The sequence below is a fragment of the Streptomyces sp. NPDC006923 genome, from assembly GCF_040635655.1.
Lineage (GTDB): Bacteria > Actinomycetota > Actinomycetes > Streptomycetales > Streptomycetaceae > Streptomyces.
Genome location: NZ_JBEYIF010000001.1, coordinates 388,993 through 406,182, shown reverse-complemented (window position 1 = coordinate 406,182; position 17,190 = coordinate 388,993). Strand labels below are relative to the sequence as shown.

The 17,190-nt window shown below is 70.1% G+C and carries 14 protein-coding genes; 7 read left to right on the top strand and 7 right to left on the bottom strand.

The genetic code is table 11. From position 1 onward, the window contains the following. Positions 1-33: 33 nt before the first annotated feature. Together ABZ707_RS01825 and glnII are read right to left on the bottom strand one after the other, a co-directional pair. Entirely contained in the window at positions 34-645 is a 612-nt protein-coding gene (locus ABZ707_RS01825; RefSeq protein ID WP_360166060.1) for a winged helix-turn-helix domain-containing protein, read from the bottom strand. Between the two features lie 367 nt (positions 646-1,012). Beyond that, positions 1,013-2,032 carry a glutamine synthetase gene (gene glnII, locus ABZ707_RS01820; protein ID WP_360166057.1) on the bottom strand — a complete coding sequence of 340 codons (1,020 nt, stop codon included), beginning with the start codon at positions 2,030-2,032 and terminating at the stop codon, positions 1,013-1,015. 554 nt (positions 2,033-2,586) lie between these two features. On the opposite strand from glnII, the gene ABZ707_RS01815 reads away from it, so the two are divergent. Continuing rightward, the gene (locus ABZ707_RS01815) at positions 2,587-3,501 is read left to right on the top strand and encodes a Gfo/Idh/MocA family oxidoreductase (protein ID WP_360166054.1); all 915 of its coding nucleotides are present in this window, start codon (positions 2,587-2,589) and stop codon (positions 3,499-3,501) included. A 57-nt stretch (positions 3,502-3,558) separates the two neighbouring features. On the opposite strand, the gene ABZ707_RS01810 is transcribed toward ABZ707_RS01815, so the two are convergent. The 3 genes from ABZ707_RS01810 to ABZ707_RS01800 all read right to left on the bottom strand — a co-directional run bounded on the left by ABZ707_RS01810 (position 3,559) and on the right by ABZ707_RS01800 (position 8,101). Beyond that, complete coding sequence (locus ABZ707_RS01810) at positions 3,559-4,674, bottom strand: DUF916 domain-containing protein (RefSeq protein ID WP_360166051.1); 1,116 nt, start codon at positions 4,672-4,674, stop codon at positions 3,559-3,561. 113 nt (positions 4,675-4,787) lie between these two features. Further along, positions 4,788-6,764, bottom strand: coding sequence for a metallophosphoesterase family protein (locus tag ABZ707_RS01805; protein WP_360166048.1), 1,977 nt, complete (start codon positions 6,762-6,764; stop codon positions 4,788-4,790). Positions 6,765-6,892: 128 nt separating this feature from the next. Next, positions 6,893-8,101, bottom strand: coding sequence for a HupE/UreJ family protein (locus tag ABZ707_RS01800; RefSeq protein WP_360166046.1), 1,209 nt, complete (start codon positions 8,099-8,101; stop codon positions 6,893-6,895). Between the two features lie 173 nt (positions 8,102-8,274). Here ABZ707_RS01800 and ABZ707_RS01795 point away from each other — a divergent pair, with 173 nt between their 5' ends. Together ABZ707_RS01795 and ABZ707_RS01790 are read left to right on the top strand one after the other, a co-directional pair. Beyond that, complete coding sequence (locus ABZ707_RS01795; protein WP_360166044.1) at positions 8,275-8,946, top strand: hypothetical protein; 672 nt, start codon at positions 8,275-8,277, stop codon at positions 8,944-8,946. Positions 8,947-9,070: 124 nt separating this feature from the next. Then, a complete protein-coding gene (locus ABZ707_RS01790) occupies positions 9,071-9,337 on the top strand; it encodes a hypothetical protein (protein WP_360166042.1) in 267 nt (88 codons plus the stop codon). 148 nt (positions 9,338-9,485) lie between these two features. Here ABZ707_RS01790 and ABZ707_RS01785 read toward each other — a convergent pair whose 3' ends face one another. Further along, on the bottom strand, positions 9,486-11,339 hold the full coding sequence (locus ABZ707_RS01785; protein WP_360166039.1) for an SMI1/KNR4 family protein: 1,854 nt from the start codon (positions 11,337-11,339) through the stop codon (positions 9,486-9,488). 199 nt (positions 11,340-11,538) lie between these two features. On the opposite strand from ABZ707_RS01785, the gene ABZ707_RS01780 reads away from it, so the two are divergent. Further along, a complete protein-coding gene (locus ABZ707_RS01780; RefSeq protein ID WP_360166036.1) occupies positions 11,539-12,396 on the top strand; it encodes an NAD(P)-dependent oxidoreductase in 858 nt (285 codons plus the stop codon). 98 nt (positions 12,397-12,494) lie between these two features. Here ABZ707_RS01780 and ABZ707_RS01775 read toward each other — a convergent pair whose 3' ends face one another. Beyond that, complete coding sequence (locus ABZ707_RS01775; RefSeq protein ID WP_360166033.1) at positions 12,495-13,580, bottom strand: Gfo/Idh/MocA family oxidoreductase; 1,086 nt, start codon at positions 13,578-13,580, stop codon at positions 12,495-12,497. A 225-nt stretch (positions 13,581-13,805) separates the two neighbouring features. On the opposite strand from ABZ707_RS01775, the gene ABZ707_RS01770 reads away from it, so the two are divergent. The 3 genes from ABZ707_RS01770 to ABZ707_RS01760 all read left to right on the top strand — a co-directional run bounded on the left by ABZ707_RS01770 (position 13,806) and on the right by ABZ707_RS01760 (position 17,044). Beyond that, positions 13,806-14,609, top strand: coding sequence for a hypothetical protein (locus tag ABZ707_RS01770; protein WP_360166030.1), 804 nt, complete (start codon positions 13,806-13,808; stop codon positions 14,607-14,609). Positions 14,610-14,797: 188 nt separating this feature from the next. Then, on the top strand, positions 14,798-15,277 hold the full coding sequence (locus ABZ707_RS01765) for a hypothetical protein (RefSeq protein WP_360166028.1): 480 nt from the start codon (positions 14,798-14,800) through the stop codon (positions 15,275-15,277). Between the two features lie 240 nt (positions 15,278-15,517). Continuing rightward, positions 15,518-17,044 (top strand): serine/threonine-protein kinase, encoded by a 1,527-nt coding sequence (locus ABZ707_RS01760; RefSeq protein ID WP_360166025.1) that lies wholly within the window; start codon positions 15,518-15,520, stop codon positions 17,042-17,044. Positions 17,045-17,190: the final 146 nt, after the last annotated feature.

The following is a 17,190-nucleotide window of genomic DNA, read 5'->3' as shown; positions in this document are numbered from 1 at the left end:
CGTGTGCCGGTGCTCCGCACAGCCGGGCACTGCTCAGGGCGCGTACTTGTATCCGACCCGCCGCACCGTCTGGATGGTGTGGCGGTGCTCGGCGCCCAGCTTGCGGCGCAGCCGCGCCACATGGACATCGACCGTCCGCCCGTCGCCCACATGTCCGTAGCCCCAGACCGTCGTCACCAGTTGATCGCGGGTGTGCACCCGGTGCGGATGCGCCACGAGATGGGAGAGCAGTTCGAATTCGAGGTATGTCAGGTCGAGCTGCCGCCCGTCGACGGCGGCGGTCCGCTGGACGCTGTCGATCTCGACAGGGCCGCCGCGCTGCCCGCTGTCGGCGGGTGCGTACGGCGCTGAGGCCGCCAGCACCGCCGCCTGCTGATCGGCCGGTACGAGTACGAGATAGCCGATCATCGGCGGCTGTCCCGGCAACGAGGGCAGCGTGTGCGGGGGCGCGGGCAGCCAGGTGGCGCCCGGCGGCAGAAAGTCCACGACCTGACCGGTCGGGAATCCGGCCGGAGCGCCGGTGGCCGTGCCGGCCGGGACGGTCTCGTCACGGTCGACGGCCCGGAGCCGGTGCCGGCCGGGCACAGCCGGCTGCTGGCCGAGGGCGGCGGCGCTCGCCGCGGAGAAGGAACGGGGGTTCGCCATGGAGGGTCAGCTCTTTCGCGCGAAGGAGTCGTCAAGTCGACAGGACGGACGGGACGTACGTCATGCGCGGCGGCCGAAGGCCAAGAAGGCTTTAGAGGGCCGACGCGTTCCTTGCGCGGCAACACACCCGGTCGAAGTCGTGATGCTGCCGGGACGGCCAGAACGGCTCAAGGTCGGTGCGACCCGTCGCGGTGTGTTCGAAGCTGGCCATGAACCCATTGAAGCAGATACCGGAGGAGCGCAGCAGATACCTTTCGGCTCTCCTGACCTCCGGAGCGGGTGACGGGCAGCACACTGAGGGGGCGACCGCCAATTGGGCGGCCACCCCCTCAGAAGAGCTGGTGCGGCGCGTGCGCCGAGCCGGAGGTCAGACCTGGCCGGCCTTCTCCAGTGCGGTGCAGCAGGTGTCGACGATGAGCCGTGTCACCACGTACGGGTCGACGTTGGCGTTGGGACGGCGGTCCTCGATGTAGCCCTTGCCGTCCTGCTCGACCTGCCAGGGGATACGGACCGAGGCACCGCGGTTGGAGACGCCGTAGCTGTACTCGTTCCACGGGGCGGTCTCGTGCAGGCCGGTCAGCCGGTCGTCGATGCCCGCGCCGTAGTTCTTGACGTGGTCGAGCGGCTTGGAGCCCTCGCCCAGCGACTCGCACGCGGTGATGATCGCCTCGTACCCCTCGCGCATCGCCCTGGTCGAGAAGTTGGTGTGCGCGCCCGCGCCGTTCCAGTCGCCCTTGACCGGCTTCGGGTCGAGCGTCGCGGAGACGTCGAAGTCCTCAGCGGTGCGGTACAGCAGCCAGCGGGCGATCCAGAGCTGGTCCGCGACCTCCAGCGGTGCCAGCGGGCCGACCTGGAACTCCCACTGGCCCGGCATGACCTCGGCGTTGATGCCGGAGATGCCCAGGCCCGCCTTGAGGCAGTTGTCCAGGTGCGCCTCGACGATCTCCCGGCCGAAGATCTCGTCCGAGCCGACACCGCAGTAGTAGCCGCCCTGCGCAGCCGGGAAGCCGCCCTCGGGGAAGCCCAGCGGGCGCGTGCCCTTGAAGAACGTGTACTCCTGCTCGATGCCGAAGATCGGCTCCTGGCCCGCGAACTTCTGCGCGACCTCGGTGAGCTGCGCACGCGTGTTGGACTCGTGCGGAGTCATGTCGATGTTCAGGACCTCGCACATGACGAGGACGTCGTCCCCGCCGCGGATCGGGTCGGGGCACGAGAAGACCGGCTTCAGCACCCGGTCGGAGGCGTGGCCCTCGGCCTGATTGGTGCTGGACCCGTCGAAGCCCCAGATGGGCAGCTCGGCGCCGTCCGTCAGGATCTTCGTCTTCGAGCGCAGCTTCGCTGTCGGCTCGGTGCCGTCGATCCAGATGTACTCAGCCTTGAAGGTCACGGGCCTCATCCTTTGCGGGTGCAGCAGTTTTACCCCGAAGCCTCGCAATATGTGATGTCCCGGCTGTTGCCGCCCTGTGAACCGCGTGTTACTCAGGTTTCTTTTGTTTCAGCGCTCCCGCGCCGGGCAATTGCCCGGCGCAGCCCGTGGTCATTCGGCGCCACCCGGATCCGCTGTCCCGGGGCATGCGCGCCGGCGGGGGACTCGTGGCCCGGCCGGGGGAACCAAGTGCCGTTGTCCGGGGGCCGGTTGAGCCGCCGGGCGGCTCCGCCCGATCCGATGACCCGGGAGGCCGGGGCGTCCTGAGGCGTGGTGTCGGCCCGGTGTGCCCGGGGGCGGTTTCGGGGCGCCGCTCCGGCCGGCCGGGGGACCCGGTGGAGGGCGACGGCATCGCTCGAACGAGTCCGTCCGGTGCGTCCGTACGGAGGAGTATGGGGCCGGGGCGGGCTCGCGCGCCAGTGCCGCGGGGCCCGCCTCGCAGCGGTCGGCGCCGCTGTCCCGTTTTTACCCTCCCGGGCCCCTCTGTACTGCGTGGACGCGGCACACTGAGCGGCATGAGCAAGCCACGCATCGGACTCCTCGGCACCGGCCCCTGGGCGGAGCGCGCACACGCCCCCGCCCTCGCCGCCCATCCCGGAATCGAATTCAGCGGCGTCTGGGGGCGGCGCCCCGAGGCCGCCGCAGCCCTCGCCGCCGCCCATGGCACCACCGCCCACTCGGGAGAGGCGGGACTTGACGCGCTGTTCGCGGAGAGCGACGCCATAGCCTTCGCCCTGCCGCCGGACATCCAGGCGCCGCTCGCGGCCCGCGCCGCCGCCGCCGGATGCCATCTCCTCATGGACAAGCCGGTCGCGACGACCGTGGCCGGGGCCCGCGAGGTGGCGGACGCCGTGGCGAGCGCCGGCGTCTCCTCGGTGGTCTTCTGCACCCTGCGGTTCGCGGCCGACACGGTCGGCTGGATCGACGAACAGGCCGCGAAGGGCGGCTGGTTCACGGCGCACGCGTACTGGCTCGGCAGTCTCTACGGCGCGAGCGCCGACGACAGCCCCTTCGCCGAATCGCCCTGGCGCCGCGAGAAGGGCGGTCTGTGGGACGTCGGCCCGCACGCGCTGTCCGTGCTCATCCCGCTGCTCGGCGATGTGGTGGAGGTGACGGCCGTACGCTCCGAGCCCGACCTCACCCATCTGGTGCTGCGGCACACCTCTGGCGCGGCCAGTACGGCGGCGCTGAGCCTGAGCGCGCCGAAGGAGGGCGGCGGCACGGGTATCGAGGTGCGCGGCGAGCACGGCGTGGCCACGCTGCCGGGGAGCTCCGCCGATCCGGCCGACTCGTTCCGTAACGCGATCGACGCGCTGCTGGAGGCGGTCCGTACGGGACAGCCGCACGGCTGCGACGCACGGTTCGGGCTGCGGCTGACGGAGATCCTCACGGAGGCCGAGGAGCGCGCGGCGGCGCGGGCGAAGGAGTAGCCGGCCCGGCGGGGTGTGCGCCCTGAGCCGGGCGGCGCGCACCCCGCACCCGGGCGGTCAGCTCTCCTGCGGATTCTGCGGATTCTGCGGATTCTGGGTATTTTGTGTCTTCTGCTCGCGGAGCCGCTGCTCGACGGCTTCCCGCACCCGGGCGTCCTCGCGCAGCGCGCGCCGTGCGCGGTTGCGGCGCACGAGGACGAGCGCCCCCACGACGACCGCGATCACCACGACGAGCAGCAGCAACAGCGTCCACGGAACGGCCCAGCCGTGCGTCGTGGCCCGGACCGGCTTGAGCGAGGTGGTGGAGCCCGACGCGTCGGCCAGCACGGGAGTGAGGGTCGCGGTCGCGGCCAGGCTGACTCCGGGCGCCACGCCGTGCACGGGCACCTTCACCTTCCAGCTCTCACCGGGGAGCAGCTCCGGTGGCGGTGCGACGGCGCCGGAGTTGGTCCGCAGCCAGCCGAACGGGCCCGAGAGCGACACGCCCTGCTTGGCCGACAGCATGGCGTTGCCGGTGTTGTGGATCGTGTAGGTGACGGTGGCGTCGCCCTTGGCGAACGGGTTGACCGAGCCGTCGTAGTCCACGTGGAGGTTCTCGATCGCGAGCTTCGGCTTGAGCTCGCCGCTGACCCGCAGCTTGACGCGGATGCCGAGGCGCCGGTCCACATTGATGCCCTCGGCGTCGTCGGACTGCTTGAGGGAGGTGAGGACGCCGCCCACGTAGTCGCCGGGGGTGGCGTTGTCCGGGACGGTGACCGTGAACGGTACATCGGCGGACTTGCCCGGCTGGATCACGACGCTGTCGCGGGCGGCGTGGACCCAGGCGCCGATCCCGACGGACTTCTTGTCCTTGGTGAGCAGGTCGAGCCGGCCCGTGTCGGTGGTGTAGCCGTCGGCGGCGTAGACCGCGAGTTCAAGCGGGGACTTGCCGCGGTTGGCCACGGCCATGGTGTCCTTGACCTGTCCACCGGGGTTGACGTTGTAGCTGAAGCTGGACCGGTCGGCGCCGTAGCTGTTCGAGGCCGTCCTGACCGTCCAGGTGACGTTGCCGTCCTCCGCCCGGGCGGCGCCGGCGGACAGGCCGGCCACCGTCAAGGCGGTGAGCAGGACGAGGACGGCGGTACGAATGAGGGCGGCGACGGAGGTCGTCCGGCGTATGACGGGCGCGTGCATCGGAGTTCTCCTGGAGCGGGAGGCGGGGCGGGACACCCGAAGGTGCCCACCCCGCCGGGTGAGGCGGGGCAGGCACCGGGAGGTGCCCACCCCGCCAGGTGGAACAGGTCCGGTCAGCTGCTCAGCGCAGTGATCGTCAGAGTGGCGCGGTAGCCACCCTTCTGGACGCTGTCCGGGATCTTCAGACCCAGGTCGGCGCCCAGCTTGGCCGAACCGCGGGGGTGGCCCTGCTCGGCCGAGGCGAGGCCCCGCGAGATGGACAGGCCCTTGCCCTGGTCGTCGTAGCCGGAAGCCACCGGCTCGCTGGCCACGGCACCCGCGCCACCGTCGAGCAGGTGCGGCGCCCAGCCGAGGTAGGAGCCGGAGAACGTCTTGTCGGCGTCCTTGAAGTCACTCACATTGGCCGAGACCGACCACGGAGCGAGGGAGCGGCGGCTGTCGGACACGAGGATCGGGTTGATCTTGCCACTCGCCTCGAAGTGGTCGCCGTTGCGCTCCTGGGCGGTGCCGAGGTCCACCAGGCCGTTGTAGCCGTCGATCGTCCAGCCGAACTCACCCGGAGCGGCGTTCGGCACGTTGACCTGGAGGGACTGGCTGTCGCCGTTGTACGGGTGCACGGTGACCTTGTCGACGAGCGAGCCGACGGGCTGCTCGGCGGTGGTGTTGTTGCACCAGGAACCCTGCGAGACCTCGGAGTTCGGGGCGTCACAGGTGCCGCTGCGGACGTTCTCGACCACGAGCTTGTCGTTGCGCACCTGGACCTTGACGTAGGTGCGGACGTGCTCCTGGTTCTGAACCGAGTTGTACCAGTAGCTGTCCGGGTTCAGCGGGTCGGCACCGTTGCCGGCACCGCTCGTGCCGCTGCTGTCCGGCTTCGTGATGTCGTAGTACTTCGAGCCCGACGAGGAGTTGGCCGTCACATAGAGGACGCCACCGGGACCCGGGTAGACATCGGCGGCACCGGGCTTCTCGTCCGGGTTCGCCTTCTCGCTGTTCTTGATCAGGTAGCTGCGGGAGTAGCTGTGGTCATGGCCCTGCAGCACCAGGTCGACGCCGAGCTTCGAGAACGTCGTCGGGAAGTCGACCCGACGCGTCTTGTTGTCGCCGTCCTTGGCGTGCGAGGCGGGCGAGTAGATCGAGTGGTGGTAGGTGAGTACCTTCCACTTGGCCTCGGAGCCGTGCTTGTTGATGATGTCCGTGACGTACTTGATGTGCGCCGCGTCACCGCCGCCACCCTGGGAGGTGGCGTAGCTGTTGCTGTTGAGGTCGATGAACAGCACATCCTTGTAGATGTACCAGTAGTCACCGCCGGACGTGTTGGACGCCGGGTCCCCGTTGGAGTACAGGGGGGCCGACCGGTCGGTGTTCGGGGTGGAGAAGTGCTGCTCGTAGGCCTTGCCGCCGACGTCGTGGTTGCCGATGGTGGCGGCCCACGGGTACTGACGCAGCTTGTCGGGGGCCAGGAAGGAGTTCCACTGGGACTCGTTGTTGGCGCTCTCGACCTGGTCACCGCCCGACACCAGGAGTTCGGAGTCGGGGTTGGCCGCGAGAGCGACGTCCACGGTGTCCTGCCAGCCGGCCTGGTCCTGCGCCAGGTCGCCGGACGAACCGATCTGCGGGTCGCCGAAGAACAGAAAGTCGTAGTTGCCTTCGAAGTCCTGTGTCTTGAACGAGTACGCCGTGGACCAGTTGCCCTCGGTACCGACACGGTAGGAGTACGCCGTGTTTTCCTTCAGGCCCGTGATCGTCGCGTGACGGTTGAAGCCGCCACTGGAGGCGATGTTCGCTCCGCCGATGGCGTCGAAGGTGGCGGCGCCGGCCGGGAACTCGCCATTGGCGAGCTCCGCGGTCGGGGCGACCTGGAGCTTCTGCGCGGTGTCGGCCGAGGAGTACCACGTCACGGTGCGCTGGGTCTCGTTGGCGCCCACACCGAGGATGATGCCGGTGAGCGAGGCGGGCTCGGCGGCGGCGGCGGGGGACGCCATGCCGCTGCCGAGGGCCACTGCCAAGCCCAGGAATGCCGCTGTGGCGCCAGTGGCCACGCGGCGCCGCACAAGCCCGGAGGCCTGCGTCGGGGTGCTCAATTTCATCGGTTTTTCGTTCCTTTTGCGCACACTGAGGTGCATGAATGGAGACCGTTAAGCTCTCATCGCCCGGTTAACTGGCCATAAATACGATCTTGGGACTGGTTGAACTTTCTACGGGATCTGAACCGGTCTCAGAACCCGAACACCCGTTGCATGAACCACACCAGCCCCATGACGGCCACGCCCGCGGAGATCGCGCCGGTGGTCCAGAGGCCGGCCTTCGGCGCCCGGTGGCGCAGCACCATCAGCAGCGGGAAGACCAGGGCGATGATGGTCAGTTGCACGCCCTCGATGCCGACGTTGAACACCAGCAGGGACCACAGCAGGGTCCACGACCACGCCTGGTCGATCCCCAGCGCGCCCGCGAAGCCCAGGCCGTGCACGAGGCCGAAGCAGAACACGACCCCGAGGCGGGTCCAGCCCGCACGGTCCAGGCTGAAGTGGCTGCCGTCCACCGCCTCAAGTTCGGTGGCATGGTCGCCGCGCCGCCAGATCCGCCACAGGTACCAGCCGGCGACCACCGCGATCGACAGCGCGATGACGGGCTCCACGACCTTCGACGGCACGTCGACCAGGCCGAGAGCGGCGAGCATGAACGTCACGGAGTGCGCCAGGGTGAAACTCGTGGCCGCCAGCACGATCTCGCGCAGCCGCCGTGAGCCGGCGATGAGCGCCAGCAGGAACAGGATGTGGTCGGTCCCGGTCAGCAGGTGCTCGGCGCCCAGGCTGAAGAACTCCCAGAACCGCGCGTACCACGACTGACCCAGCGAGAAGGACGGGTGAGCGGCGTCGAGCGCGGCGCTGCCCGAGCGGCCGTCGATCTTGTAGGTGACGATCGTTTTGGTGCCGGTGACATAGCCCTCGGAGTCGGGGAACAGCCCACTGCGCAGTACATGGTCGTCGCCCCGCCCGGCACAGTTCCAGTCGAGCGGCAGCTCCGCGTACGGCACGCCCTCCTGCCGGGTCATCGTGAAGTCGCCGGCCCTGGCCGGTGTGCAGGCCGTGCCGTCCAGGGAGACCGAGAAGCGATCGGTGACATATTTCACGGCCGACTTCGCGTGCGCGTTGAGCGCCGCGGCCTGCCCTGTGGTGTCACCGGCGTCGAACGCGGCGTTTCCCGTCCGGAAGAGGGGATCGTCGTCCTCGTAATCGGCGGCGGACGCGACGAAGAGGTCGTACTCGAGCTTCAGCGTTGTCCGTATATGGCCCTCGTCACCTGTGGTGACCTGGGCGTACACGACCGAACTGAACCCGTGGGCGAACGCCGGCTGCCCGACGCCCAGGAAAGTGATTACCGCCGCGGCGATCCCGATGATGCCGAGGCGGACCCGTTGTGACATGAGGGCTCCTTGAGGTTACCCGTGCACGTTCCATGCCGCGGATGAACACGATCCGGCCCGTCGGCGAATTACGGAAAAACAAAGCCGAGAACGACACCCGTGGAGGAAAGCGACAGGAGCCGGGATAGGAGGATGTAGGCGCACCATCCACCACCACTCGAAGGACGATCGCCTTGCGCCCCTCGCTTCGGGCCGCTGCCACGCTGGCCGCGGCCGCCGCGCTGGTCACCGGATGCAGCTCCGGCGACGACTGGTCACGGCCGCATCCCAAGCCCACCGCCGTCGGTACTCTCGGGCCCGGGTTCATCGACCCGTCCTCCCCGCCCTCCCCGGAGGCGACGGCCACGCCGCGGCCCGGCTCCTGGACCGGGGTCCACCCGTCGAAGGGCTACCGCGTGGTGCTTCTCACCGCCGGTGCCGACCGCCCGACCAAGGCCCTGGTGACGGCGGTCAAGGAGTGGGCCGAGGACGAGCACGTCGACCTCAGGACGGTGGCCGCCGACGGCCCGTCGGATCTCCTTCCCAGCATCGTGGACGCTCTCAAGATGAGCCCGGACCTCATCGTCAGCGCGGGCAACGACCTGATCGACCCCCTCTCGACGGTCACTCCGAACCACCTGTCACAACGCTTCCTCGTCGTGGGCGCGGAACTGGCCGAGCCCACGCACAACGTCACGGCGGTCGACTGGTCCGGGGCGTCGTTCCGCGGCGAAGGGCTCGGCACGTCCTCCACGTACGACGCCGGATCGTTCACCGCCGAGCGCTGCGCGGCCGCCATCAGGGCGGGCGTCGCCGCCGTGCTGAACGACTGGACCGGGATCGTCATCTGGCTCGACAAGCACTGAGGGCCGTCCGCCGGCCGCACCCCGGACTATCTCAAATGCCGTCTGGCCAGGGGCGATTGTCAGTGTGAGGCAGTAAAATAGAGGTAGTTCGTGAGGGTCCAACCACCGTGCCGGGAGGTCGCCGATGGCCGTTGCCACAATCACGACACAACCCTTCGATACCCTGCCATCCCTCAAGCGCAAGCCACTTCCGGCGGGCCTGCCCCGCGAGTGGTACGAGACGCACAACCGCCGGCTCAAGGCCATGCGCCTCGCCATCGCCCTGCTCGACTCGGGCGTCTACCATCCGGCGAACGCGAGCAACCGCAGGATCCGCAGCACGGCGGCGAGGATCGGCATCCACCCGCCGTCCGACACCACCTGCCACATGGTGCGCACCCTGATCCGCTGAGGGCGGCGGACGCACGGCCGTGACGACGCCGGCCTCCGGATCGGGCTCAGGGCCGGATCCGGAGGCCGGCCACCCGGCACACTGCCCCGGGGCTCGGACCCCCGCACAGGTCACCACGGCCCGGTCCGTTCGCCATGGACGACCACCCTCATATCGCGCCGGCCGGCGGCGCTTCCCGGCCGGGCGGCGCCACCCAGGGCCGGGCCGCGACGGCGTGCAGCCGCCCGTGCTCGATCGCGAAGCGCGGCAGCGAGATGCCGAACGTTTCCGTGAGAGCGCTGAGCGCCTCGTACTCGTCATCCGGATCCAGGGCCGGACCGGCGGAGCCCGTGGCCGGAAAGAGATCCTCCGGGACGAGGGACCCGGGAAGCGTGCCCCACCGTTCGATCTCCCCGCCGCGCGCGGTGAAGCCGTACAGCCGCCGCCCGTCCTCGGCCCGGGAGAAATGGAACGATCCGGGAGCCGATCCGGACCGGCCGCCCCGCTCGACCCACACCGTGATGGATGTGGCGCCGCGCGAGGCCGACTCGTCCAGACCGTTCAGCCGTCCCGGCCGAAAAGCCTCGGGGCTGCTCTCGAAGGCGAAACTCCAGCCGTCGCCACAGGATCCGACCCGGGCCACGGCATACGTCTCACCCCCGTGCGGCGGGAGATCCCGTTCGCCGCACGGCGCCAGCAGCGGACCCCTGCCCACGCGCCCGGCCAACTCCTCGGGTGAAACACCGTGTACCAGGACGAAGCGATAGGACTCCGCGAACCCCGGCGGCTCCTGATCGGCGAGCCAGGCCAACCCGTCCGGCCCCGGCGCGTCGTCGTCGCCGTCGTTCCACGCCCCCGCCTCCTCGGCCCGCTCACCACGCGGCGTCTCCAGGAGGTACCGGCCGCGCTCCGGAGTGATCACCGGCCCGAGCAGCGGATCGGCGAGCAGCCCGACCGGAGCCACCTGCTCACTGCCGTACGGTTGCCAGCCGGGCACCGCGGCCGCGAGCGTGCGCCACGCGCCGTCCGTGTCGCCCCACCGTGCCTGCTCCCGCGCCGCGGCGACGGCCTCTCCGAAGGGGCCGGGCGGCTCGTACCGGAACGTACGCTCGCCGACCTCCCGGAACACCGCCAGCGCCCGCTTCCGGTCCGCACCGTCATACGGCTGGAGGAACTCCGCCTCGCCACGGCGCGACCGGAGATGCTCCCGGGCGGCGAGCGGCAGGAACTCGCACGCGTACAGCGGATCGTCCAGGTCTCCGGCGACACGGGAACTCACCCCGCCGTCACCCAGCATCGCCTCCACCTGGACGCGCAGCCCACGGGCGCGGACCCTGCCGGACTCCTCGGCCTCAATGAACACATCGAGCTGAGCGTCGGCGTCGGCACCGCCCAGACACGCCACCCGCGCTCCCTCGACGGCGGCGTCAAGCTCACGGGTCGTCTCGTTCGCAAACCCGGGCCGGTCCCCGTACGCCCGGTGGAAGCCCTTGAACAGCGCCTGCATGAGCTCCAGGAACGACTCATAGCGGTCCAGGTGCTCACCCGCCCCGTCCCGGTGGACATAGGCCGCCCACTCCCCGTCCGCGTTCACATCGCCCGGATCGAGCAGGACATCGGTTCTGTCGGAGTCCAGAGACAACTGGAGCGCCCTGCCCCACATGCCGGCCGTCAGCACCTCCTCCTCGGAGGGGCGCTCGCCCAGGTCGCTCCCGTAGACCTCCTGAAGACCACCCGGGTCCCCGTACCAGTGCGCGCCCTCCGCCGTCCCCATCAGGCGAACGGACGTCCCGGCGGGCCGCCAGCCGTCGGTGGCCGCCAGAAACGACCGGTAGGTCGGCGGCAGCGACACGCCGAGCCGCTCCTCAAGCGCCCCGATCCGTTCCTCGTCGGCGGGCGCGAACCCCAGCCATCGCTCCCCGGAGACCCTCCCGTCCGCGACTTCCTGCCCCAGCGCGCCGGCGGAGTCGGCCCAGTCCTCACTCCATCGCTCAAGGAAGGGCCGCCAGTTGTAGATCTTCATGGGCTCATCGTGCCAGCGTCCACCGACAACCGGCCCCGCCCCGGACAGCCGGAGGCACCACTTCCGTCCGCGGAGTACCGGGCCGGTGGTGCCGCCGGCCCGGGGCGGGAGAGGATGGGACAGAAAGATGCGAGAGCGGCGCCGGGGTCACGGGAGTGACGTCGAGTCGCCAAGAGGGTGTCGAATGGGGAGAGCGTCCATGACCACAGTCGCCGTCACTGGTGCCACGGGGAAGACCGGCCGTGTCGTCGTCGCGGATCTGCTGGAACACGGCTTCGACGTCCTGGCCGTGGACATCGTCGCCGGGCCCGGCGACCGGGAGGCCATGGCCACCATCGGGGCACCACTGCTGCGCGCGGACCTGACGGACTACGGACAAGCGGTCGACGCGCTGAGCGAGGCCGACACGGTGATCCACCTCGCCAATATCCCCGCGCCCGGCCTCTTCCCCGCCGCCCACACCCTCAACACCAACCTGGCGATGAACAACAACGTCTTCCTCGCCGCCGCGCACAACAAACTGTCCCGGGTGGTGTGGGCGTCCAGCGAGACCACACTCGGCCTCCCCTTCGACGTCCCGCCCCGCTACGCGCCGGTGGACGAGGACCACTACCCGTACCCGACCACGACCTACGCGCTGTCCAAGGTGGCGAGCGAGACCACCGCCCAGCACATCGCCGACTGGTCCGGCATCCCCTTCGTCGCGCTGCGCCTGTCCAACGTCCACGTCGAGGAGGACTACCGCCTCGTGCCCGGCTACTGGGCCGACGCGCGGCTGCGGAAGTGGAACCTCTGGGGCTACATCGACGCCCGGGACGTCGCGGCAGCCTGCCGCCTCGCGCTCGCCGCGCCCGTGACCGGCGCGCAGAGCTTTGTCATCGCGGCCGCGGACACCATCATGGACCGGCCCTCCGCCGACCTGCTCGCCGAGGTGTTCCCGGAGGTGGAGCTCACCCGCGAGATCGGCACCCACGAAACCCTGCTGAGCATCGAGCGCGCCCGCGAAACACTGGGCTTCGTGCCCCGGCACTCCTGGCGCGACATCGTCGGCCGCTGACGAACCGGTCCCGCCCGCTTGGCCCCGCGGCTTGGCCCGCCCGCGCGAGGACCGGCGTCTCCCGGCGGGCGGGACCGGTCCTCACGAACCGCCGCTGCTCAGACCGCCCAGTCCTCCCGGGTCGTGGTCACGGCGGCCCCGGTGCGCGCCGACTCCATGATCGCCAGGCTGATCAGATGGTCCTGGCAGCCCTCGGCGAGCGGATACGGCTGCGGTCCCTCACCGCGCACCCAGGCGCCCGTACGCCACAGCAGCTCGACGACGGCCAGATCGTCCTCGGAGAGGTTCGCGCCGACGAAGTCGTTCCGGTACACCACGCGTCCGTCGAAGCTGATGTGGTGCAGCTCGACGCCCTCCAGATTGAGGTCCGTCCCGGTCCGGCGGCGGACCAGCGGGGACTCCACCGGGGTACGCGGGTCGGCCATCCGCACCACGCTGTCGTCGATGATCTCGCCCAGCGAACCGCGCACCACCATGCGCCGGCCGCGCAGCGGATTCCACCACTGGTTGTCCGTGAAGTCGTACAGCCCCATGCGCCCGCCGAAGTCCAGGAACGCGAGGGTGGTCGAGGCATCCTTGGGCGTCAGATCCCCGGACCACCCGTCCCTGGACAGCGGATCGGCGAGCGGGGCGGTAAAGTCCCTGGCCGTCACCGTGGCGGGTGCGAAGCCGACTCCCAGGGTGTGCCGGATCAGGGACACCGCGTGGTAGAGGTGTGTGGAGGACATCTGAACGGACGTCACCTCCCCGATCACGCCCTCCCGCAGCAGCGCGAGCCGGGCCGCGTGCCCCGCCATCAGCGGGTACTGCTCCGCCACCTGTACCAGTCCGCTGTCCCCGGTCTCGCGCCACAGGTCCCGCAGCCCTTCGAGGTCGGACGCCGGAGGCGTCTCCGCCAGCACCGGCACCTCACGGCGTACGAGTTCCTTCGTCACCTCCGGAGTGACCGACCACGGCACGGACGGGATGACGAACTCCGGCCGCTCGGCCCCCGCCAGCAACGCGTCGACAGTGCGGTGGGCGGGCACTCCCCAGGACGCCTCCACCTCGGCGCCGCGCTCCGGTGACCGGGTCACCACACCGGTCACCGTGAAGCGGTCCGGCAACTCGCGCGCCAGACGGACAAAGAACTCCGACCGCCAGCCGCTGCCGACCAGGCCGAAGCGTACAGGTGCTGCGCTCACGTGATTCGCTCCTCGAAAGACGGGCCGTGGGGTAACGGCTCGGTGCACGATAGACGCCGCTCGTTTCTGTTACGCCAGGCGGTACCGGACGCGCCGCCACCAGGGCGCCGACGGTGTGGCTTCCGGTGGCCGCCGCGTCAAGGCCCGCTCGAAGGTCCGCCGCGCTCGGCGAGGAGCCACGTTCCGGAGATCACGTTGTCGGTGCCGGGTGCCAGACTGAGCGCCATGTCCGTCACTGACCTGACCTTCGAACGCTGGCGCGCTCTGGACCAGGAGGCCGCCGCGCGCCATGCCCGGGAGGCCGCCCGCCAGGTGGGCGGGCAGCTCGTCCATGTCGACAGCGCCCCGCATCTGGACGGCGTACTCCACCGCGCGCTGATCGAACGCGCGGGACAGCGTTTCGCCCTCATACCCGGTGGCGAGGTGACGGTCGGTTTCGAGCTGGACGCCTGGCAGCCACTGGCCGAGCAACTCGACTCCTACCGGACGGAGAGCCTGAGGGGCGGCTACGGCTTCGACCCCGATCCACGCGCCCATCTCGCTCAGTTCCTCACCGCGCGGCGCACGGTCACGGTTCCCACACTGCTGATCGCGGTCGAACCCGAAGAACTCACCGAACTGCCCGATATGGTCCCGGCGGCGCTCGCCGGACGAGGTCTGCGGCTGCCCAGCCCTGACGAGTGGGAGCATGCCTGCGGCGCGGGAGCGACGACACTGTTCCGCTGGGGGGACCACTGCCCGCTCGACAACTCCCCGTACGGAGCCGGGAGCGGACCTCGGCACCAGCCCAACGCCTTCGGTCTGCACATCGCCTACGACGTCTACCGGGCGGAGATGACCTCCGACCCGGCGTCGGTGTACGGCGGCGACGGCGGAGAGGCGGTGTGCGGTGGATACGGTGCCTTTGTCCAGTGGCTGCCCCTCGCCACCGCCAACCGCAACCCCGCCATGGCGGAGTTCCTCACCGGCCCGGACGGTGCGGACATGTGCGAGGAGTTCAGCACCCGCCCTGTCCTCGAACTCGCCTGACGGCGCGCCGGGCCCGGAGGTCTTCGCGGTGCGGCCCCGCGGGCAACAGTCACCGGTGCCCCCGCCCGATCGGCACACTCCGGCGTCAACGGCCCCATGAGAGACGGGTGTTGAGCTGTGACACTGCTGTTGCCGGAACTATGGGCTCCGTCACAGCCGTCATGATCTTGGCCTGATGGACTCGGCTGATGGCATTCCTGCTCCTGCTGTTCATTCCGGCCGGACTGATCCTGGCCTTCGCCTTCGCCGGCCACGGCTTCGGCACGCTCGGCCGCGCCGGCCTCCGGCGCGCCGACCGCCGGACACGGCTCCGGAGCCTCTCCGCCGTCCTGGGAGCCGTCGCCATCGCCCTCTACACCTGGGGCCTCCTCCATGTCGCCGGGGCGGTCGCCTCCGCGGAGGACGGCGGGACCGACTCGGCACCGATCCGCTCCTGCCGCACACCCGGCTGGCAGGAGCGGACCATGGCCGACATGATCACCGACTACACGGTGAACTACCTGCCGCTCCAATTCGTCTGCGAGACGAATGACGGCAAGAGCTACGCCACCGGCGCCGTTCCCGGCTACGTCAATCCGGCGGTGCTGGGCCTCGCGCTGGCCGCCGTCGTCGCCCGCGCCGGGGCCCCCGAAGCGGAGGGCCGCACCGAGAAGGATCCGGCCGTTTGATACGGGGCGTCTGCTGCCGGCCCGTACTCGTGGTGCGGCAGTGCCGCGTACGCGCGGCGCCGGTCCGCGAATGCCACAGGCCAACGCGACAATGGGCTGCGGCCCGGAGTAATCCTGAGGGGTGCTCACACGACCGGGCCCAGTGGTCGGCCGGCAGGGGCGGTCCCCGTCGCACGTCGGCCTTTCCCGGCCGAAGGCGTACGCATATCCTGGGAGTTCAACGGGCGAGGGGGCGCGGCGTTGGACGAACTAGGACCGAGCGATCCACGGAGCGTCGGCCCATACAGGCTCCTCAGCAGGCTTGGCAGCGGTGGAATGGGCCGTGTCTACCTCGGGCGGTCTGCCTCGGGCCGCAGAGTCGCGGTCAAGGTGGTCAGGGACGAGATCGCTGACGATGCCGGATTCCGCGCGCGCTTCCGCCGGGAGGTCGAGCTGGCGATGAGAGTCGGAGGTTTCTGGACAGCGGCCGTCGTGGACGCGGACCCGGGGGCCCCCGAGCCGTGGATCGCGAGCGAGTACATCCCCGGGCCCTCCCTACAGCACAGAATCACCGACACCGGCCCGTTCTCGGCGGCTGAGGTACGTGATCTCGGCATCGGGCTGGCAGAGGCGATGGCCTCGATCCACGCGCTGGGTCTGGTCCACCGCGATCTGAAACCCTCCAACGTCTTGCTGGCGGACACCGGCCCCCGCGTCATCGATTTCGGCATCTCCAAGGCGCTGGAAGGTTCCGGCACAAGCACCGCCCTTACCCACACAGGCGTGGTCATCGGCACCCCCGGCTTCATGTCTCCCGAGCAGGCCACCGGGGCGAAGATCGGCACGGCCAGCGATGTCTTCTCCCTCGGGGCAGTCCTCGCGTACGCCGCTACCGGCACCGAACCCTTCGGCGCCGGTGCACCCGTCGCTCTGCTCTACCGGGTCGTCAGCGAAGAGCCGGACCTGTCGGCCGTTCCGTACGAACTGCGCCACACCATTGCGCTGTGTCTCGCGAAGGATCCGGCACGCAGGCCGTCACCAGGCGCGCTGGTCGCCCTGCTCAAGGGCGGTGAACACCTGACCGAGCCAGTTCTCGTTCCGCCGCCCACGGTCGCGTACAGCCGCAGTGCCGACGCGGCCCAGGGCGCCGGACCGGAGGGCTTCGCGTGGGCGGGTGTCGAGGAGGCTTACGCCGACGCGCCGCTGGAGCTTGTCGATGGCGGCGGGGACCGCTTCCGGGGGATACGGTTGCGGCGCTTGTTCGACGTCTTCCTGTGGGTGGCGGTGCTCGGCACGATCCCTCTGGGTATAGCCGTCGCCCGGGGCGTAGATGTGATCGCGAGCTGGGTGGCTGTCCTGTCTCTTTACCTCAGCTTCGCGATGCCCATCGCCATCTACTTCTGGGCGGCCTGTCGCCCCTTCCGCGAAGCCTCCGAATTGAGCGTCGGTCGCGACGGAGTTGCCCTCCGGCGCGGTCATGACACCGCCGACCTCTCCTGGCGCGAGCTGGAACGCGTGCTGGTCTCGGTCGGCTCGGCTCCGTACTCCGTCACCCTTTTCTGTCGCTTCCGCGACTCGGGCGAGGTCGACATCGCCAGTCCTCCGACCAAGAGGATCGCCACCGATCCGCCGCTGGCGGCCTTCACGCTCCTGGCTCTCAACCGGGCCGAGCGCAACGCCTCCTGCTCCGAAATCCACCAGGCACTCGGCATATTCGCCCCGCCCGGCGTCTACCAGCCGCATCCGAAGGTACTCAAGCGGACTTCCTTGCAAACCTCCACGCGTTGAGTTCCCCGGACGCGGCCCTGGCGACACCGCGAGGCGCGGAGCGGCGGAGCGGCAGATGGCGGCACCGCGTCCGCGCGCTCGCGCCCTTGGTGTGTTCGAGACGGGCCCGACGTCCGCCCCGGCAGATCCCAGGAGGCGGACATGCG